General features: G+C 32.3%; 18 protein-coding genes, 1 tRNA gene and 1 pseudogene. 16 read left to right on the forward strand and 4 right to left on the reverse strand.

Annotated elements, in window-relative coordinates; all coding sequences use genetic code 11:
- Window positions 1-533: 533 nt before the first annotated feature.
- The 6 genes from ABWU56_RS02970 (at window position 534) to ABWU56_RS02995 (ending at window position 7,403) form a co-directional block, all read left to right on the forward strand.
- On the forward strand, window positions 534-1,409 hold the full coding sequence (locus tag ABWU56_RS02970) for a hypothetical protein (RefSeq protein WP_353281823.1): 876 nt from the start codon (window positions 534-536) through the stop codon (window positions 1,407-1,409).
- A gap of 89 nt (window positions 1,410-1,498) precedes the next feature.
- On the forward strand, window positions 1,499-5,296 hold the full coding sequence (locus ABWU56_RS02975; RefSeq protein ID WP_353281825.1) for a hypothetical protein: 3,798 nt from the start codon (window positions 1,499-1,501) through the stop codon (window positions 5,294-5,296).
- Between the two features lie 497 nt (window positions 5,297-5,793).
- Window positions 5,794-6,222: a hypothetical protein gene (locus tag ABWU56_RS02980; RefSeq protein ID WP_353281827.1), complete on the forward strand. Its 429-nt coding sequence runs from the start codon at window positions 5,794-5,796 to the stop codon at window positions 6,220-6,222.
- The gene (locus ABWU56_RS02985) at window positions 6,210-6,638 is read left to right on the forward strand and encodes a hypothetical protein (protein ID WP_353281829.1); all 429 of its coding nucleotides are present in this window, start codon (window positions 6,210-6,212) and stop codon (window positions 6,636-6,638) included. Before ABWU56_RS02980 ends, ABWU56_RS02985 begins: the two co-directional genes overlap by 13 nt.
- A 2-nt stretch (window positions 6,639-6,640) precedes the next feature.
- Window positions 6,641-6,850 carry a hypothetical protein gene (locus ABWU56_RS02990; protein WP_353281831.1) on the forward strand — a complete coding sequence of 70 codons (210 nt, stop codon included), beginning with the start codon at window positions 6,641-6,643 and terminating at the stop codon, window positions 6,848-6,850.
- Between the two features lie 364 nt (window positions 6,851-7,214).
- Window positions 7,215-7,403 carry a transposase gene (locus tag ABWU56_RS02995; RefSeq protein WP_139686480.1) on the forward strand — a complete coding sequence of 63 codons (189 nt, stop codon included), beginning with the start codon at window positions 7,215-7,217 and terminating at the stop codon, window positions 7,401-7,403.
- A 310-nt stretch (window positions 7,404-7,713) separates the two neighbouring features.
- Here the strand turns inward: ABWU56_RS02995 and odhB are convergent, their stop codons facing one another.
- Complete coding sequence (odhB, locus tag ABWU56_RS03000) at window positions 7,714-8,886, reverse strand: 2-oxoglutarate dehydrogenase complex dihydrolipoyllysine-residue succinyltransferase (protein ID WP_353281833.1); 1,173 nt, start codon at window positions 8,884-8,886, stop codon at window positions 7,714-7,716.
- Between the two features lie 151 nt (window positions 8,887-9,037).
- Here odhB and ABWU56_RS03005 point away from each other — a divergent pair, with 151 nt between their 5' ends.
- From ABWU56_RS03005 to ABWU56_RS03015, 3 genes are all read left to right on the forward strand, one after another.
- The gene (locus ABWU56_RS03005; protein WP_353281834.1) at window positions 9,038-10,675 is read left to right on the forward strand and encodes a hypothetical protein; all 1,638 of its coding nucleotides are present in this window, start codon (window positions 9,038-9,040) and stop codon (window positions 10,673-10,675) included.
- A gap of 235 nt (window positions 10,676-10,910) precedes the next feature.
- Entirely contained in the window at window positions 10,911-11,606 is a 696-nt protein-coding gene (gene uppS / locus ABWU56_RS03010; RefSeq protein ID WP_063630495.1) for a polyprenyl diphosphate synthase, read from the forward strand.
- The gene (locus ABWU56_RS03015; protein WP_264375531.1) at window positions 11,596-12,222 is read left to right on the forward strand and encodes a phosphatidate cytidylyltransferase; all 627 of its coding nucleotides are present in this window, start codon (window positions 11,596-11,598) and stop codon (window positions 12,220-12,222) included. The genes uppS and ABWU56_RS03015 overlap by 11 nt, the downstream gene beginning before the upstream one ends.
- 15 nt (window positions 12,223-12,237) lie before the next feature.
- Here the strand turns inward: ABWU56_RS03015 and ABWU56_RS03020 are convergent, their stop codons facing one another.
- Both ABWU56_RS03020 and coaD read right to left on the reverse strand, forming a co-directional pair.
- Complete coding sequence (locus ABWU56_RS03020; RefSeq protein WP_007302836.1) at window positions 12,238-12,447, reverse strand: zinc-finger domain-containing protein; 210 nt, start codon at window positions 12,445-12,447, stop codon at window positions 12,238-12,240.
- A 71-nt stretch (window positions 12,448-12,518) separates the two neighbouring features.
- Window positions 12,519-13,025, reverse strand: coding sequence for a pantetheine-phosphate adenylyltransferase (gene coaD, locus ABWU56_RS03025; protein WP_007302835.1), 507 nt, complete (start codon window positions 13,023-13,025; stop codon window positions 12,519-12,521).
- Window positions 13,026-13,099: 74 nt separating this feature from the next.
- Here coaD and ABWU56_RS03030 point away from each other — a divergent pair.
- Both ABWU56_RS03030 and ABWU56_RS03035 read left to right on the forward strand, forming a co-directional pair.
- Window positions 13,100-13,172 (forward strand) — tRNA-Phe (locus tag ABWU56_RS03030).
- A 60-nt stretch (window positions 13,173-13,232) separates the two neighbouring features.
- Window positions 13,233-14,171, forward strand: coding sequence for a gamma-glutamyl-gamma-aminobutyrate hydrolase family protein (locus ABWU56_RS03035; RefSeq protein WP_353281836.1), 939 nt, complete (start codon window positions 13,233-13,235; stop codon window positions 14,169-14,171).
- A 231-nt stretch (window positions 14,172-14,402) separates the two neighbouring features.
- On the opposite strand, the gene ubiH is transcribed toward ABWU56_RS03035, so the two are convergent.
- Window positions 14,403-15,560 carry a 2-octaprenyl-6-methoxyphenyl hydroxylase gene (ubiH, locus tag ABWU56_RS03040; RefSeq protein WP_017531641.1) on the reverse strand — a complete coding sequence of 386 codons (1,158 nt, stop codon included), beginning with the start codon at window positions 15,558-15,560 and terminating at the stop codon, window positions 14,403-14,405.
- A gap of 139 nt (window positions 15,561-15,699) precedes the next feature.
- Here ubiH and ABWU56_RS03045 point away from each other — a divergent pair, with 139 nt between their 5' ends.
- From ABWU56_RS03045 to ABWU56_RS03065, 5 genes and pseudogenes are all read left to right on the forward strand, one after another.
- Window positions 15,700-16,083, forward strand: a complete 384-nt coding sequence (locus ABWU56_RS03045; RefSeq protein WP_353281838.1) for a hypothetical protein — start codon at window positions 15,700-15,702, stop codon at window positions 16,081-16,083.
- Window positions 16,084-16,129: 46 nt separating this feature from the next.
- Window positions 16,130-16,746, forward strand: a pseudogene (locus ABWU56_RS03050) (IS6 family transposase); the annotation flags it as partial.
- A 141-nt stretch (window positions 16,747-16,887) separates the two neighbouring features.
- Entirely contained in the window at window positions 16,888-17,487 is a 600-nt protein-coding gene (locus ABWU56_RS03055) for a peroxiredoxin (RefSeq protein WP_010401485.1), read from the forward strand.
- Entirely contained in the window at window positions 17,474-18,421 is a 948-nt protein-coding gene (gene trxB, locus ABWU56_RS03060; protein ID WP_264375537.1) for a thioredoxin-disulfide reductase, read from the forward strand. Before ABWU56_RS03055 ends, trxB begins: the two co-directional genes overlap by 14 nt.
- Window positions 18,422-18,512: 91 nt before the next feature.
- The gene (locus ABWU56_RS03065; protein ID WP_353281840.1) at window positions 18,513-19,982 is read left to right on the forward strand and encodes an ankyrin repeat domain-containing protein; all 1,470 of its coding nucleotides are present in this window, start codon (window positions 18,513-18,515) and stop codon (window positions 19,980-19,982) included.
- The last annotated feature ends 53 nt before the right edge of the window (window positions 19,983-20,035 follow it).

Raw genomic sequence — 20,035 nt, forward strand, 5'->3', positions numbered from 1 at the left:
TATAAGTCAAACTAATTTCAACATAATATTTTTACAATTTTTTAGTTTTTGGTAAGCTCAGGTTTTTACATAAACTTTCCTTAAATATGTTATCTGCGCAGTAAAGTAAGAAAAACAAGTAAAAGGGATTATTGTATTTATTTCTGAATTGTTCGGCACCCTTAGGTTTTTACCACTTGATAGCATGTAAATTCCTTACTAGAAACCTTTTAAAAGAACCCTAGCTACCATTAAGCACATAAAATATTATATATGAATAAAAATGGCAAAAGAACAGATCTAAAAAGCATCCTACGCTTGATTCTTTTTGCCTTTCCAACAATTATGCTTAGTATAATTTTTTTATTGTCCCAAATTTGGGAGAACAAAACTCAACGTAAGTAAAGTAAATATCTTTTCCTCCTCTAACTTCTATAATACCAGCATGGAAATTATTTGAATTTGCTTTCACCAATTTCAGAAGTTGACAAGATACAAGATTATATTCAAATTACTCTTTACAGTAAATATTATTTTTTATTTGAGGTAATTCTATGCCAAATACTCTCCCTTCCAAGGTAGGTGAATCATCTAAAACTGTCAAGAAGACTCAATCATCCTCGAAAAGGACTAGTAGTGAATCTAGCAAAGATTCTGATAGATATGAAACATCGGTTGTAACTTCTACAGGAAGAAAAAATTGGTATGAGTTATTACAAGAAAAAATAGGTTTTGATGTTACTGCAAAGGAGTGGATGACAAACCATCCAGAATTGGTTAACGAAAACAAGTCTGAAGTACTAATAAGACTAGCATGCGAAGTATGTTTAGCTAAAAATACAGAATATGATCCAGAAAACGAAAATGAAGAGCAGAAAAATAAATACATAAGATTTGATACACAAAGGATATTTGAAATATTTAAAGTGGCTAGTCCTATGATAGAACAATCAGATCGTAAGAGTTTTGTAAAATTTGTCTGCCAAAAGGGCAATGTGAAATTATTGGAAATGATTTGTAAAAAAGAGAAGAAAGATAAAGTAAGTTTTGGTCTGAATAAACAATATTCATGGAAAGGAAACTTCAGTGGTTATTCAAGGCTAATTGAGTTATTACAATATGTAATTGACAATCGGTGCTCTCCTGAAATAGTACTATGTCTTGCAGAAAAAACGTATGGATATGCACATATTCTCTATAATGGAGAACAGTATTTTAGTAAACGTAAGATTGCAGATCTAAAGAAAAAGTTTAATTATCAAGATTCAGATATAAAAGATCTTTTAAAGCAAGCAGTTAAATTAGGTTACAAAGATGCAGTATCAGTAATGTTAAGTGGTGATATTTATCACTGTATTCGCTCAATGAAATTGGAGACATTTCAAGAAAAGGAGGAATTTGTTCAAGCTTATGATATAATAAAAAAATAATAGCAGATGTAATAAGTTCATGGAAAGAAAGTTGTAAAGATGATGTACGACGTTTATTAGGCCAAGGAATAGAGATTGATATAGATCAAATGAAGAAACAAGATTTAATCCTTGAAATAGAAGATCGAGGAATAAATGTACCTAAAATTATACACAAAAAATTAGATCAATTACAGAAAATACTAAAGAAAGAAGTAGGACAAAAGAATGTGAGAATAAAACTAAGATCAACTATAGTAGGTGCTGTAATAGCAACGTTGTTTTTTAATTATCGAGATCAAGTATTAGAAGGCAGGTCATTTACAATAAAAATCTCAAAGCAGGATAGTAGTAGAAAAAAAGAGAAAATAGATCAATTAAATTCAAATACAAAGGACACAGTATTAGAATTAATAAATGTGTTCAACTCAGCTTCTCATATCAATAATACCTGGTTCTTTAGAGAAGTATTAGCAAAAGTTGTGAATGAGAATTTAGATAAGTTAAAGGCAGTTTGTGCTGCTATCTGTAAAGAGCCAATGGAAGAACTGCTAAAGGATGAGGAAGTTCATGAGAATGTGACTCATGTTTTACAGTTTTTTGGTGTTGAAGTATTAACTAATCAAATTGTAAAGTCAGAAATTCCAAGTAGTTGTGCTAGTATTGCTGATCAATTTATGGAAGATATAAATGTCTATTCTGAAAAAGAAGCAAAAGAGGATTGTAGTAGTGATGAACTAGCTTTTAGTGGATTAACAAGAAAGATTATACTTGACCTCGAAGAAAAGGGGGGTCTTACAGACAAAGAAAAAAAGGATTCAATACTTAAGGTAGTGAGTAAGATAAAAGAAGGAATCAATATTCTTGCTGATAATACTGCAGCTAATATAGATATACAAGATATGTTTCTAAGCTTTGAGCTTATTAATAGCAAAATAGAAAATGAGCAAAAAAAAGAAATTGTAGAATTTGCCTGTCAAAAGGGCAATGTGAAATTATTGGAAATGATTTGTGAAAAAGAGAAGAAAGATAAAGTAAGTTTTTGTCTGAATAAACAATATTCATGGAAAGGAAACTTCAGTGGTTATTCAAGGCTAATTGAGTTATTACAATATGTAATTGACAATCGGTGCTCTCCTGAAATAGTACTATGTCTTGCAGAAAAAACGTATGGATATGCACATATTCTCTATAATGGAGAACAGTATTTTAGTAAACGTAAGATTGAAGATCTAAAGAGAAGGTTTAATTATCAAGATTCAGATATAAAAGATCTTTTAAAGCAAGCAGTTAAATTAGGTTACAAAGATGCAGTATCAGTAATGTTAAGTGGTGATATTTATCACTGTATTCGCTCAATGAAATTGGAGACATTTCAAGAAAAGGAGGAATTTGTTCAAGCTTATGATACAATAAAAAAAACAATAGCAGATGTAATAAGTTCATGGAAAGAAGATTGCAAAGATGATGTACAACTTTTATTAGACCAAGGAATAGAGATTGATATCGATCGAATGAAGAAACAAGATTTAATCCTTCAAATAATAGAAGATGTACCTAACATTGCACACAAAACATTAGATCAATTAAAGAAAATACTAAAGAAAGAAGTAGGGCAAAAGAATGTGAGAATAAAACTAAGACTAACTATAGTAGGTGCTTTAATAGTAACTTTGTTTTTTAATTATCGAGATCAAGTATTAGAAGGCAGGTCATTTACAATAAAAATCTCAAAGCAGGATAGTAGTAGAAAAAAAGAGAAAATAGATCAATTAAATTCAAATGTAAAGGACACAGTATTTGAATTAATCAATGTGCTCAACTCAGCTTCTCATATCAATAATAACTGGTTCTTTAGAGAAGTATTAGTAAAAGTTGTGAATGAGAATTTAGATAAGTTAAAGGCAGTTTGTGCTGCTATCTGTAAGGAGCCCATGGAAGAATTGCTAAGGGGTGAGGAAGTTCATGAGGATGTGATTGATGTTTTACAGTTTTTTGGTGTTGAAAAAGATTTTTTATTACTACGAAAAAATACAACCAATGTAGCGGGAAGTGTATCAGTTAAAAGCATTGATAAGAGTTTAAGCGATACCTCAGAGAAAAGCGTTAGTTCATCAAGTCAACAATCACTTGCTGATGATAGACCAAAAAATGCATCTGCTTTACAAACAAGAGGATCAAAATCTTTACCTCATCCTTCTACTGAATCAAGAGAAACTCAAGAGCAATCAGGTATAAGAAAATCTGTACCTACATTAAAATCACAAAAGAGCCATCTTGCATCTAGTTCAAAACTAACAGAGAAAAATAACGAAGGTGCTATGCAAAAAAATTATGGACAGAATAAAGGTGATAGTTATACTGACATTGATAATTTTTGTTATCAAGATGAAACAGTTAGTCGGAGGTTAGTTATGCCAAGAGTGGATCTTCAGTCTGCCCGTGATAGAAGGAAAGAAAGAGAAAATGTAACGTTACAAAAGGTTAGCAAACAAACTTTTCTTGATCCTCCAAAATTCAAAGACTTATTCAAAGCTAATCGGATGATGTACATGAAGAAAACGCTTGATGATTTTGTGCTTAGTTATGATCCGTTGTCTTATCATAGCGCATATGGAATTAGTTCCTTGCAGTGGAACCTTAATGAAAGTGGAAATAGCAGTAGGTCTTCTGAGGGTGATGAGCAAGAATTCAATGAATTGTTTATCAATAATGATTACTTTCATAAGTATGAGGATGCAATAAATAAATTAATTAAGGATGATACCTCAGCAGCTCAAATTTTACTACTTGAGCTAGCAGAACAGGCTGTTGAGCCGGCATGTTATGCACGTGCATTATCACTTTTTAAAGAGTTAATGAAAAAGTGCGATGTTCAAAATAACAAGGAAGAAAATGATGAGGTGATGGAAAAAGGTAAAGATGATATTAAAGAAGCTGTCGAACTTTTAGAATTTTGTATGGATACAATGAATCCTGCTAGTAGCTTTTTACTTGGAATAATGAAGGCATTTAATATAGGTAATTGCAGTCAATTTATAAAAGGACCATGGCAAAAAGACTTAGCTAATGTTATTAATGTTGGTCAAGGCTTTGGTGGTGATTGCAATCTGGAAGAATCTATCTTACAAGCTATTAAGAGAGGTAGTTGGGATGTTCAAGGTAGTGTGGGCTTAGGCATGAAAAATAAAACGGAAGATGTGAAAAAGATGTTCAAATATTCACTGTATGAATTTGTTCACGAAATGATATCAGAAAAGAACATCAATAGGTCTGCAGTAAATGATGCATTTGCAGTTTTGTCTAAGGATGATTTTCCTGAGGGATTATATGCTCATGGATCTATGATAATTCAGGGTAAGATTGGTGGCAATTCTCAGGACAAAGTGGCTATAAAATTACTTAATCGTGCTAATGAGCTTGGGCATAAAGGAGCGAAGTTTATGCTTGGAACATTGCCTCTACAGAAAGGGGTTTATTGCAAATCACAAAAAGAAATAATGTCTTACATTCGTATGTTAGAAAGTTATCTGAATGAAAGTGATGATTCCTGTTATTTGAATAAATCAAATGTAGACAAGGCAGCACTTTGTCTTGTTGCGGAATATTCTTCAAAAAGGAGCGTTTTTTTAGAGTATGATGCAGCAAAGGTTAAAGAAATATTAGACATGAGGAATTTGCATCAAAAATGGGCAGATATTCAGCATGAATCAATGATGTCCTTTGGCAATGATAGTTTTCTCCGTGCTCAACCTATGCAATCTTCTACTCCGCAATGTTCGGCTGTAAATTCACCAGAACTACCAAGTTTTTCAGGTGAGCTTAGTGATATTAGTGAAGTACCTGATACTAAGCTGAGTGAACCGTTAGCAAAAAATCAGGGTGCATCACAAAATTTGCGACAGTAAATTTAGTATCGTACTTTGTTGCTACTTGTTTCGCTAGCGTTAGTTAGGGAAGTCGTTGTGTTTTTGGTATAGAATTTTGGTGTGCTTGAGTTATTTAGTAGAGTTATAGGGGTTCGATGTTAAATTCAAAAGCTAGGACTCAAGCACATATCTGGCTTTCAGTATTGTTAATTTATTTGAAGATGGATACACTTACAGTAGCTGTAGTAAATTTTTGCAACCTCTTTTAAACTTCTTAAATCTTCATTTATCACAGACTTTATTGAATGTCTGGAGATTTACTATAGTTTAACTTTTACTTTCTTTGATATAAACTCTTTGTTATATTCACTTTTGTTGCTTTATACTTTTCTTGATAAATAAAAATTCATAATCTAAAAAAGTTATTGAATATTCAAAATTTTATGTTAACTATACCCTAGCGCTTCAATAACATACAAATTTTAATGAAGTTGTTGGTGCCATGGTACAATATTTTGATTAATGAGGAGGTTTTTATGCAAGGAGTGAAAGAAAAGTTGGATAGAGATGAAATAAAAGAGATTAATTTTCTATTAGAGAGTCTTAAAAAGAAGATTCTGGACTTAAAAGAATATCAAAAAATGGATAAGCTTAAACTACATAAACAGAAAGCCGAGCTTTATGCTCAACTATTCAATTCAGAGAATGATGTAAAATATAGGAAGGAAATGTTGAAAGAATACGAATTCATTTTTAATATAGCTTCTGATCTGAAATCTTTAGATACAGCACTACAAAGCATTGCAAAAATTATAAAACTTTACGATAAATTAGGTGAGAGTAGTAAAGTTGAAGAATGGAAGAAAAAGGAAGAAGAAGTTAAAAGTTGTTACTCTGGACAGCCTGGTATAATTATTAATAAAATAAATAAGATTGAAAGGGATATAAGAATGTGTCTGGTATAGACCAAAACATTAAAAATAATCAAGGTAAAACTCCACTCGATATTGCTAAGCAATCCAATAAGGAAAAGATTATTGAAACTTTAGAAGAACATTTAACAGAATCTTCTAATCAAGCAGAAAGACTTTCTGCGCAAGAAAAGGAAGTGCATGAAAAGCTCAGAAAGTTTGTTGAAGATTTTGTTTTTATTTATGAACGCTCTTTATCAGAGTACTATGAGAGACTAGAAAATCAAATAGGAAAGCCAGGTAAATGGGCTGAGTTTGCTAATAAAATAATGGATATAGGAAAAAGTGGAACAGAAGACATAAAAATAAAGGCCTTTTCTCTTATTGGAATTAAAGTTCTTCAAGAAGCAATATTCAGCATTGGTAGTAGTTATAATAGAGCAGAGCTGGCTTTGTTGCATAGCGAGTAGAGATGGGAGAAAAAAAGGGAGAAAATCTAAAGAAAGTGGTTACTCTATTAAGAAATGAACATTTTGTAGAGTATATGCCACAGAAGATGAAATTCAGTAATCATAAAGAGTATAATCAATTTTTAGAAAAAAGAGGAAATGTCTTTCATTTTATCGATGAAGCTATAGAAAACTGGTACGAAAGTTCAGAAAAAATTCCTGGAGATTTATAGCGATAAGGTTGTTATTGCAGTACATATAGTTGTTAATCTATTTAGAATAGGCTTAAGGCAAGCAGTTGGATTTATAAAAGGATATTTACAAAGTATAGTGAAGAATCTCCAAGTATTCACAAGCTTCTCGTCAAACTTAATTTGAAATTATGTGACCACAGAACAGATAAAAATGACATAGAGAATATTGAAATTGCTATAGATAGTACTGTAATCCATATTTATAGTAACAGTACTTAACATAACAAAGATAACGCCAAGATAAGGAAGTATAATGGTACAGATCAAATAAGAAAGCTACATGTTGCTTTGGACGAAAACAGCAAAAAGGCAATAGCAATTCGATATACTAATTTTCTTTCACATGATAGCATCTAAAATACTAAAGGAAATGGGTGATATCTATAAGATTAAGTCTCTGCGTGCAGATGGAGCTTATGATACAGATAATTTATATAAGTTGTGCAATCAATACAATTTGAAACCCATCATAAAGCCAAGAAAAAATCTGCAGCAATATAGATTATCTATCAGAAAGAAACAACAACATTAGTATAAGGAAAACTTACAATTTAACCCACTGGAAAAAGAAGACAAGGTATGAAATACGTTCACGTATCGAGAGTTTTTTCCTGAGGCTCAAAAAAACATTTGGATTTAGTTTTAAGAATAAATCTGAGGTAAATCGCTCTCAAGAGGTGCTTTTAAAATGCTATTTGATTAATAACTTTACTGATATAGGTATGCCTATTTTCAAATTTGCCTCGTAAATTCCTTTCATTACTCCTCCTCATTCCTTGCCATTCAACAAAGCCACCCATCTTGAAAACTTCAGAAAAACTTACTTGTCGCTTTTAACCTGCTTAAATTTCCAAAACCAATCTATTTGGATCTTCTATGTAATTTTTGATTTTCACAAGGAAAGTAACTGCTCCTTTGCCATCAACTATTCTGTGATCGTAAGAGAGGGCAATGTACATCATAGGTCTGATTTCAATTGAGTTACTCAGAGCAACTGGTCTATTTTGTATTGAGTGCATGCCAAGTATTCCAGATTGCGGAGGGTTTATTATCGGAGTAGAAAGAAGTGAACCATACACACCACCGTTTGAGATAGTAAATGTTGCACCTTCCATTTCCGATACTTGCAGCTTACCTTCTCGTGCTTTTTTGCCAAGGGCAACTAAAGTTAGTTCAATTTCAGCAAATGACATTTGATCAGCATCACGAATAACTGGTACAACAAGACCTTTGTCAGTGCCAACAGCAACACCTATGTCATAGTAATTTTTATATACAATTTCATCACCTGAAATCTCAGCGTTAATCTCACGAATTTCTTTTAGTGCTTGCACTGCTGCCTTTATAAAAAACGACATGAAACCCAGTTTTATTCCATATTTCTTTTCAAAAGTTTCTTTATACTTTGCCCTCAGATCCATGACGTTTTTCATGTCAATTTCATTGAACGTGGTCAGTATTGCAGCAGTATTTTGCGATGCTTTCAAACGAGCAGCTATTACTTGCCTTATTTTGCTCATTTTCACTCGCTCTTCTCTTCTCTCTCCACTTACTACACTTTTTGGCGATTCATATTGTTTTACCGGAGGTTGTTCAGCTTTACTAATATGGTCTATCACATCCGCTTTAGTTATTCTGCCTCCCATGCCAGTTCCTTTTACATTTTCTGCACTAATTGCATTTTCTTCCATAATTTTACGAGCTGAAGGGGCATCTTTTTTATCAGGGCTTTCGCCTTTATCTTCTTTTTTCACTTCTTCTTTTACTTCTCCTACAGCAAGTTTTGCCAGTAATTGATCAGGGCTAATTACATCATCTTCTTTCACAAAAAATTCAGTTATTTGTCCTGAAGCTTCTGCAGTTAGTTCTAGCGCCGTTTTATCAGTTTCAATTTCAAAGATCAAGTCATCTACTTTTACTGCTTCGCCGATATTTTTCTTTATTTTTACTATACCTTCCGTAACTGATTCACCACCAAGAGTTTTTGGCGCTCTGATTTCTATAATTTTGCTCATAAAATAACTTCTACATAAAACTTTCTATAAATTTATACATGAAAAGAAACATAAATAAACTAATAAATTCATTAGGCCTTTTATCATAATGCTTGATTATTTCCTCCTAATACATGCAAAATTAAAATACTAAGTAAATTGAAATAAGATTATGGATTTTGATAAGGCAGGCAATGCAGAAGACTTATATAATGAAAAACTTCAACTGATATGTAAGACTTATAACAGAGAATTACTATCAAATCAAAGAGTTGTTGATGGCATCAATTCAATGGATTACAGTAAGCTTAAAATCTTATGCAAGTATCATAATAAGTTTAGTCACAAAGGTATTGAAGAATTACTATTAGATGAGAGCATTGTTAATCACATCAACGATTATGATGATGAAATGTTTAGGTCCATGCTAAATAATGCACCTGCGGAGCACAATATTCTAGAAATACTAAAAGGTGGGAAGGTTTGCAATATCAACAATGAATTCGAAAGTAGTGATAGTGAGGAGAATGAAGAAGATTATGGATATTATGATTACGAGGAAGATGAAAAAAATGATCCGAATAACTTCGCTAAAGAAGCACTAGGAAATAAAGGAATTAATGAAAAACATGTTGATGATGTTCAGTTTTGCAACGATGCAGATGTGGGAATACCACTAGAAAATCAAAATGCTATTAGGAATATCCGTTTTATTCAATGGATGATAGTTGAGAGTGATGGTAAGCTTAGTGAGCAAAATGTTACAGAATTACTAAAAGATTCGAGTTCTATTGATCGAATTAACTCTCTTGATGATAAAAAGCTTCAACTTATACTCAAGAGTGATAAGTTTAGTGGTGAAAATATTATAGAGTTATTAGGAAATCAAAGAGTTGTTGAATACCTCTATTTTATTGATTATGAAAAATTTGAACTCATTCATAATAGTGATAAGTTTAATAGTAGCAAGTATGCTAGTAGCAGTCACAAGGTTATAAGGTTGCTAGAAAATCAAGAGCTTGTTAAGCACATCAATTTTATTGATTATGAAAAACTTCAATTCATACTTTGTAATGATAAGTTTCTTCTTAGCGATATTATAATACTACTAAAAAATCAGGAGGTTGTTGAGAATATCATTTCTTTTAACATTGAAAAATTTCGACTCATATTTTATAGTGATAAGCTTAACTGTGTAGATACAATAGAATTACTAGAAAATCAGAAAATTGTTGATTGCATCGATTCGATTGCTCTTAAGAAATTAGAACTCATGTTTAATAATGGGAATTTTAGTTTTGAAAATATTATAAAAACACTAAAAGATCAAAAAATTGTTGATTGCATCAATTCAATTGCTCCTGAGAAATTAGAACTCATATTTAATAAGTTTAGTTCTCAAGATATTATAAAAGTACTAGAAGATCAAGATGTTGTTAAGGGCATCAATTCTGTTACCACTAAAGAGCTAAAAGCAATAACAGATAATGTTACTGGTAAGGTATTTGTCAATATATTTAAAAATTTTAAACCTAGCGTAAAGTCGACTTTGAGGCTTGCTATACTCCTGCGTAAAGCTGGTAAAATTACAGATATTAATATCGATTACTTGAACAACAAGGAACGTATTTACGAAGATATAATTAAATATGTTCCCCAAGAGCTGGACATAAATATAGAGTCACTTATACCACTCCCTACATTTAAAAGATATACTGAATGCGAAGAACCTGTGTCAAAATTATATAATTTATCTTTAGAGCAGGTTATTGAGAATATAAATCCACATAAAAGAGCCAGGTATTCCTAACACCACTAAATTCATTTGTTTATAATAATTTCACTATATCGTAAAACCATCTATATCAGACTATTTTTACTATATTTTCTTGGTAAAATCACTGGCAGCTGACACCGAGGTTGAGAAAATTTTTGTAATATAGACTATCAATGATTTTTCAGTAATAATATAGTTTTAGGTGGATATAGTGAACGTTTCATACAGAGATATAGACATTAAGCTAATTAGAACAGGTTGAATTCAAATGTTGAATCTAGAATCTCTGCCAAAACATCTAGCAATTATTATGGATGGTAATGGTAGGTGGGCAAACAATCAAGGAAGGGTAAAAATTGATGGCTATAGAAAAGGCAGTGAGGTTGCATTTGATATTGCTAAGCATTGCACAGTCCTGGCCATACCTTACTTAACTTTGTATGCATTTTCCATGGAAAATTGGCTCAGATCTGAAAACGAAACAGACTACCTATTTAATTTATTTTACTCCACTTTAACTAATGAAGATAAAATGAAATTCATTTACAATTGTAACATTAAGTTAAATTTTATTGGCAATTTAAGTCTATTGCCCAGTAAAATATTCGATCAAATCAAAAAAGCAGAAGAAGTGACACATAAGAACGATGGTCTATTACTCACTGTTGCAGTTAGTTATGGAGCAAAGCAGGAAATTATACATGCTATCAACAACGTCATAAAAGGAAATATTGATTGCGTATTGGAAGAGGAATTTGAAAAATTTCTGTATACTAAAGATTTGCCAAAATTGGATTTATTAATTCGCACTGGTGGCGAAAAAAGGTTAAGCAATTTTTTATTATGGCAAGCAGCTTATGCTGAATTGTATTTTTGTGATACTTTGTGGCCCGATTTTTCTTGTCAAGATTTGACCAAAGCACTAGAAGATTATACAAAAAGAGAAAAAAAATATGGTAGATAATAACTTTATGGTTAGAATATTGTCCTCAATAGTAATATTACTCATATTTTCTTTTGCTACATATTTCAGTGATTTATCATTTTATCTACTAATTTTTTCAATTGCAGTTTTATCTTCTTTTGAATGGTATAATCTAACTCAGGGCAATAGAATCTTATACATTTTCGCATTACTATTAATCGCACTACCAAATGCCTCGCTAATATGCCTATATAATCTACCACAGGGAAAATATGCATTAGTATGGCTTATCTTAACTATTTGGAGCATCGATATTGCTGCCTATTTTTTCGGCAAAAATTTTGGTAAAACTAGAATTTGTCCAATCATTAGCCCTGGGAAAACTTGGTTAGGACTTTTTGGTGCAGTCTTAGCTGGAATAGTGTGTGCAATTTTTGGCTCAATATTTTTGAGTTTATTTCCAATTTTTTATTCTCCAATAATTGGTTTGATAGTTGCTATTCTAGCCCAACTTGGAGATTTCACTGAGTCACTCATCAAAAGAGTTTACAATGTTAAAGATAGTGGAGGTATTATACCAGGCCATGGAGGAGTACTCGACCGTATGGATAGTTTCATTTTTACTGCCCCTCTCATTGCTATTTACATAAGCTAAAAAAATGAAGTACTATTAACCTTTGGTTCTTTCCTTCTTGCTTATTACTTTCACCTCAACAGATTGAAATTCTTCGGCACTCACTATTTCATCCATTGACTTATTACAATAAGGACAATACATTTCTCCTTCTTTGTGTAAGTATACTATTGGATGACCAGAACCATCATCATTCTCATCACCACGGCAGCAAACTATTACATTATTATCCCTCACTTTTAACATGTCTCTCCTTTAGCTTACAATATTTTACACATCTAACATACTCGTTTAGAAATAAAAAAGACAACAAATACTTATTCTCCATTTTCTACCCTATTTAGATTAATCAATTCACTTTGGACACTTTTTGACACAAAGTTGCTAACATCTCCTCCTAATCTCGCTATTTCCTTTACAAAACTTGATGAGATAAATTGAGTATCCTCAGATGCAGGAAGAAATATAGTTTCGATTTCAGGAAAGAGCTTATAATTTACCCAACTCATTTGAAACTCGTAATCAAAATCCGATACTGCTCTCAGTCCTCTAATAATAACAGAAGCATTTTGCTCTTTGGCAAACTTCACTAGCAACCCATTAAAGGATATAATATCTGCATCAATTCCTGCTCCTTTCACTTCATTTTTAGCCATGCTTGTGCGCAGTCTTATGTCAAAATTAGTATGTTTATTAACATTCTCTGCAACACCAATTATCAACTTATCGACTAGCTTACATGCTCTTTTTATTATGTCAAGGTGCCCAAAAGTTATGGGGTCAAATGTACCAGGATAAATTCCTATTTTGTTACTAATGTTCATTCTTTGTTTCTATACTTCAAAAACTTTTGATGGACATGATAACGTTTTTTATCTAAAAATGAAAGTACGTAGTTGGCCTGATAGCTCAGTTGGTAGAGCAAAGGACTGAAAATCCTTGTGTCGCTGGTTCGATTCCTGCTCAGGCCACATTCTTTTTCTTAATGTTCTATAATATATTATAATATTAATATAATTATTTAGGAAATAATGTATAAATGTTACAATAGAATATTTAATATACTATTAATTACATTTCTACTATTAAGTAATATCGCTTATAGTGAAAAAGTAAACAAAGAATTATCTGCTTTGACAGTGGAAAATGCAGTAAATTATAATATAATTGTTGGTTTATTGCAAACAGATGAATCTCAAAATATCTATGAGATATTCAATAATTTTGGGGTTAAAACTGTATTCATTGACTACGACAAAATAATTAATCTAAAAGAAATCCAAGAAGAGTTCGCAAAACAAGATGAAATATTGGCAAAAAAGCTGATACTAGATCGAATAAAAGTTGAAGTTGCAAAATTTATCAAAGAGCAAAAGATAAACAGAATATTTATTTCAGATAACTTTCATTCAGCTCTTAACCCTTACCGCCAGCTTGTGAATGAAGCAATTGTAAAAACAGTAGATGACAATCCTACAATTCATTTGCTTGCCATATGCGGTGGTTTACAAGACATTATGCATGCAAAAGAAATTGAAATAACAAATGTTGTTAATGATGAGAAGAATCATTTAAAATCATCATCCTATCCACAAAAAGAGAATATATCTCTTCAGCAGATAAAAATTGTTCCAGGTAGTCGTTTGGAAAAAGTGGTAGCTAGATTTTTACTACCTAATCAAAATGGCTGGTTTTCAACTTATTTTCCGAATGCTCATTCAGGTACAGTAAGTAATACTACAGAGAATAGAAGAAGGCTAGAGCTACTTGGATATAAAATTGCAGCATTTGCCAATGACGGGGTAATAGAAGCTATCGAAGATAAGCATGGTAATATTTACTTTCAAAGTCATCTAGAAGCCCTTGTTGTCAAATCAGATAAAAACTCTCGTTTGTCAAGCCAAAAGGTACGTCAGGTTTCAACACTAGTTGCTATAGCGATTATAAATGATTTTCTTCATCGCGTTTAATGCTAAAATAAGGAAAATCATTTAATGTCATGCCAGTACCCTTTTTCTTGTCATTCCAGTGCGTGACGCTGGAATTCAGTTTTTCATTTCATCAAATTTAGCATAAGCTCAAATTTGCTTATAAATTTTTCTGGATGCCAGTGTCTGGGCACTGGCATGACATTATGGAATTTGGGCTCCAGTGTCAACTACTCTAATGACACCTGATTATGATGAAAGAAATCTAATGATTTATATAAACCCCATAGCATGTCGAACGAAGCTTTTTTTAAGAAAATCTGAATTTTCAACTACCATTAAACCAAGATTGCTCAGAACTTTAACGCAAAGTATTCTGTTGGAAAATATTCTATTTAGTCCATCAGTTGCAAGTGCCATAGTAAAATTATCAAAGTATCTATCACGTGAAATTTTCTTCAATAGATAATTACTGCCAACATCAATGCCAGAGGATTTTGCAGCAGTTATTTGTCTAATAACACTCTCTACATCTCTCATTCCAAGGTTAAGTCCTTGACCTGCAACCGGGTGGATTGAATGTGCTGCATCGCCAATCAGCAAAATTCTGCTTTTATGAAGCTTTCTCGCAAAAGTAAAACTCAAAGGGTAAGATTTTCTTTCACCCTCTAATTCAATTTCTCCCAAATAAGAACCAAATCTTTTTTTGAGTTCTATGATAAACTCCTCTTCAGATAAGCTCATCAGCATTTTTGAAATTTCGCATTTTTCTGTCCAAACTATTGAAGAAGTATAGCCACCTTTCATTGGCAAAATTGCAAATGGACCACCAGGAAAAAACCGCTCTACAGCTAAGTTTTGGTGATGTAGTTCATGTTTTACATTAAATACCATGCTATTTTGTTTATAATCAAATTTTATTATTGTTATAGAAAACAACTCTGGCAGCTTAGAGTTTTTACCTTCAGCGCAGATAAATAGCGATGATATCAATTTTTGATCATTATCAAGAGTAACTTCCACGTATCCTTCGTCACAAGCGATTGTTTTATAGAAACGTGGAGAATATATATTGAGTTTATGCAAAAAATTATTATTAATTGCATTCCATATAATAGCGCTCTTGATTACATAACCCATTGGCTCTTCACCAACCATTTTATGGTCATAATGAACAGTAAATGGGCTATCTCCATCTAATATGCATATATCAAGTATTGGTTCAGCTTCATCTTCTAAGAACTGCCAAATCCCTAATTTTTCTAGTATTTTTTTTGACCCTTGAGAAATGGCAAATGCTCGATTATCATCAACTGCACGTGGTAAACTATTTTTCTCAATTACGGCTACAGATACAGAGTCATTACTCAGGCCAATAGCAGTAATAAGACCAATTAGCCCACTACCTGAAATGATTACATCGTAATTCATTTTATTTACCTAAAATTACATTTTATTCGTTTTGAAAATAGTTTAAACAAACTTTGTAGATGCTGGACTTCTTATCACTACCTTAGTATACCTCAGATTAGTAATAAAGTATTAATTATTTTATTAAAGGAAACAGCTTATGACTACAGATTGCAAAAAAGAATTATCAAATTGCATTTCTAGGTACAGAGAAGAAATTGTAAACAACAAAGAAGCAATTGAACAAATCATAACTGGCAATAATAAAATCAATATAAGCGATTACTTTTATCAGGGTAATACAATCTGTAATGAAGAACTATTTAATGTAGGAGGCGAGTGTCAAGATACACAACGTGGTAAATATACGTATGATGAATGGAAGCAAAAAATTGAAAAATCTCACGCTAACGAGTTGTTAAAAGACAAAAATTTGCAAGAAACGTTAAAAAGCAAAGATTCGCAAGAAGAGTTAAAAGGCAAAATATCAAAGAGTCTTGAGGATTATAAACAGTATCATGAAAAGGTTCTGTCGCATTTGTAGGGAAGTAGAAAGAAGAATGATATAATTGTCTAAAAAAAAAGCAAAGATGTTTCGTATCAATCAAAAATTGTTGCCATATTTCAAAGGATTTAGCTTTTCAGCGGATGTTATCTGTATACATGAAATGTCGATTCTCTTTGAGCTATCGAGATTTGGAAGAAATGATGAGTATAAGGGGAGCAAAATGCTACGTTACAAAGGTGGGTTATCACCACTGATAGATGAGGCAGTAAGGAAAAGAAAGAAGCAGGTTGGTAGTAGTTGGAGAGACTTACATTAAATTAAACGGTAAATGGGTTTATTTATATACTGTAGACTTGTGTGTTAGTAGAGACAAGTCTGCAGCACTTGCATTCTTTCGTAAAGCCTTCAGGAGTAACTATCTTCCTGAGAAAATTGTAATTGATAAAAGCGGCAGTAATACTGCTGCTCTTGATGATTTGAATGCAGAAATTTCTGAAGATTACAGTTCTTCAAATAAAATATCTAAATAATATTGTTGATAGATTTATCAAAAAACTAATAAAGCAATGCTTGGGTTTAAAAGCTTCCATTCCGCAAAGATTACCATCACAGGCATAGAAAATATTCGTATGATTCAAAAAAGACAAATTATTAAATAATGTTTCTACTTTTGAGAATTTTGCTATGTTAATAACTCCTATAATCCCACCTTTAATGATCTTCTTTCCTATGGTTTATAGATGCAACAGAACCGTTTTTATAGGATTGGGGCTAAAGAAAACTTGCATGTAAATGTATCAAGGTATAAAATTATAAATATTAAGAATGAATAGGTTAGTTATGAATCTTGTAACAAAATCCGCTATCGATTTTACTGCTTCGGCTGTTCTTGCTAGTGGAAAAATAGTTGATGATTTCTGTTTAAGTAAACATATAAAGGATAAGTATGCTGTCCTTTTTTTCTATCCACTTGATTTTACTTTTGTCTGTCCAACTGAGTTGATATCATTTAGCAACAAAATAGAAGATTTTTCAAAACGTAATGTTGAAGTGATAGGAATAAGTATAGATTCAAAATTTTCACACTATAAATGGCGAAACACTCCAGTTAATGATGGTGGTATTGGAGAGGTTAGCTACAATTTAGTGTCTGATATCAAAAAGTCTATATCAAGAGACTATGGGGTCTTATATGATGACTCAATTGCACTAAGAGCAACTTTTGTTATTGATGATAAGTTTGTTGTACGTCACCAATCGATAAATGATTTTCCTTTAGGGCGTAATATCGATGAGTTTATTAGAATTATTGATGCAATAAAACATAATGAAGAGCATGGTGAAGTATGTCCAGCAGGGTGGAAAAAAGGTAAGCCAGCAATGCAGGCAAGCGATGAAGGAGTGGCTGATTATCTAAACTCACACAGTGCAGAATTATAAATTGAGTACAAAAGTTCTTATTATTGGATCTGGAGCAGCGGGTTATGCTGCTGCTATATATGCAGCACGTGCAAATTTAGAGCCAATTGTAGTAACAGGAATGCAACCTGGTGGTCAGCTTACAATTACTACGGATGTTGAAAACTATCCAGGTTTTATTTCTATACAAGGTCCAGAACTCATGGAACAAAAGAGGTTGCATGCAGAGAAGGCGGGAGCAAGAATAATAGACGATGAGATAAAAAGTGTAGAACAACTTGAAGGTTCTGGTGAATATGGATTTAGATCTTGTGGTAATGCTAGTGACTACTATTCAAATGCAATTATAATTGCATCTGGTGCACAAGCAAAATGGCTTGGCCTGGAGAGTGAAAAGAAATTTCAAGGTTACGGAGTTTCGGCATGCGCAACTTGTGATGGTGCATTTTTTAGAAATAAAGTTGTAGCTGTGGTTGGTGGTGGAAATACTGCTGTTGAAGAAGCAATATTTTTAACTCGATTTGCTAAGGAAGTTATACTGATACACAGGCGTGATAAGTTAAGAGCAGAGAAAGTAATGCAAGACAGGCTCTTTAAAAATGATAAGATAAAGGTAATATGGAATCATACCGTAGAGCAGATTCTTGGAGAAGAAAATCCTAAAAAAGTTACTGGCATTACAATTAAATCGACAGACATCAATAAAACCCAGGAATTGAAAGTAGATGGAGTGTTCATTGCAATTGGGCATGCACCAAATACAGGTATTTTTAAGGGCTTTGTTGAAATGGATCAGCAAGGTTATATAATTACGAAACCTGGAACAACTCTAACCAGTAGGGCAGGGGTGTTTGCTGCTGGTGATGTTCAAGATAAGGTATATCGCCAGGCAGTAGTTGCAGCAGGTACAGGGTGCATGGCTGCACTTGATGCAGAAAAATTTTTGGAATCATAATTAGTTCTAAAATTTTTAACTAAATTACTTGCAATTTTCTTTGTTTTTTTTATAATTATGTTAATAAATTATAGATTGAGGAGAATTTAGTATGCTTTCGCAAAATAATGTAGATTTTGGAAGAAGGGTTGTTAGTGATGTAGGATTACGAGCTCAAAATCAAACAACTTCAGGACAATCAACAAAAAAATTATTTAAAGCTATTGATGATGAAAATCTAGGAGATTTTGAGCGAGCTCTGGCAGAAGGTGCGAATGTTAATGCGTTTGATGAGGGATATACACCATTAATGACTATTATCATGGGTGGTGATGATAGTCCTACAAACTTAAAAATGATGACTTTGCTTTTACAGCACCAGAATTTAAATGTTAATATTCAAGAAGCTAAAGAACTCAATACAGCTCTACATCTAGCTTTTCGTATGGAAAATAGGAGTTTCGTACAGATGTTACTTAGACATCCTGAATTGAATCCAGTCATTAGAAATGATTATGAAGATCGTTATGGGAGCAGAAAAAGTTACACTCCTAAAGAATATATTGAACAAATTGGGAGAGAGCAGGAGAAAGATTTTTCACATCTTACAAAAGAAATACAAAAAGCACAAACAGGAAAACAATTATTGAATGCTCTTTCTAACAGAAATATTGACCAAGCAAAAAGACTATTAAATCAAGAACTCAACCCTAATTGTTGGAAAAGAAATTCAAATGGAGAAATAGAAACACCACTTAGCCTGATTATCAAATCATGTTTACAAGGAATAACAGAGGAAAATAAAAAAGAAGTACTGACTAAATTTTTAAAACATAAAGACCTAGATTTTAGTCAAATAAAACCAATACCAGCTATAGAGCAAAATTCAAGATTGAAGCAAATCATTGAACAAGCTATGAAAGAGCGATTAACTGATGCTATTAATAGAAAAGATTTGGGTGATGTAAAAGAATTAGTAGAAGATAATTGCTTTATGAATGATCAAATTGTTATTGAGGTGCTTAAAAGTTTTAATCCTGTCAGAGAATATCTAAATGAAAAATTCCCTACAAGTGCAGAGCAACCTGTAGCAAATGCACATAATGTTGCTCCGGAAATAAACGACGATTTGATTGCTCAAGAATTGCAGCAGCTCGAAAACCTTAGAAATGAGCTTGAAAGAACAAAGGCTCAACTTACAGAAAAAGAGCAAGAGCTGAATAGGACCGTAGATGAAAGAACAAGAGACACTGACAAAATTTCACAGTTAGAAAGGGATTTTAGGCAAGAGAGATTAGAACTTCAAGCTCAAAATCAAGACTCAAAGAACAAAAACAGAAAACTTTCAGAAGCAAGCATTTATAATAGAAGGCAAAGTAACTATGCCTCTGCCTCTTTTGTGTTATCTGGAGCGTTTGCTATTGGTGCATGTTTAACAATATCGAATTTAGAAATATGTATTTCACTTGCTGTAGCTGCACTTGTTTTCATTGCAATTGGGTGCTACTGTTCATATAAAGCAAGTACAGTACTGAGTGATGTGACAAGCACTGAATTTGATAATGTTATCAGTTTAAAATAGAGTTAAGGTTTTTACTTCTTCTCTAAACTCTGCTGAAAGTTTTATACATCCTG

Origin of the sequence: Wolbachia endosymbiont (group B) of Horisme vitalbata, from assembly GCF_964028625.1 — a bacterium.
In the GTDB taxonomy this organism is placed as follows: Bacteria; Pseudomonadota; Alphaproteobacteria; order Rickettsiales; family Anaplasmataceae; genus Wolbachia.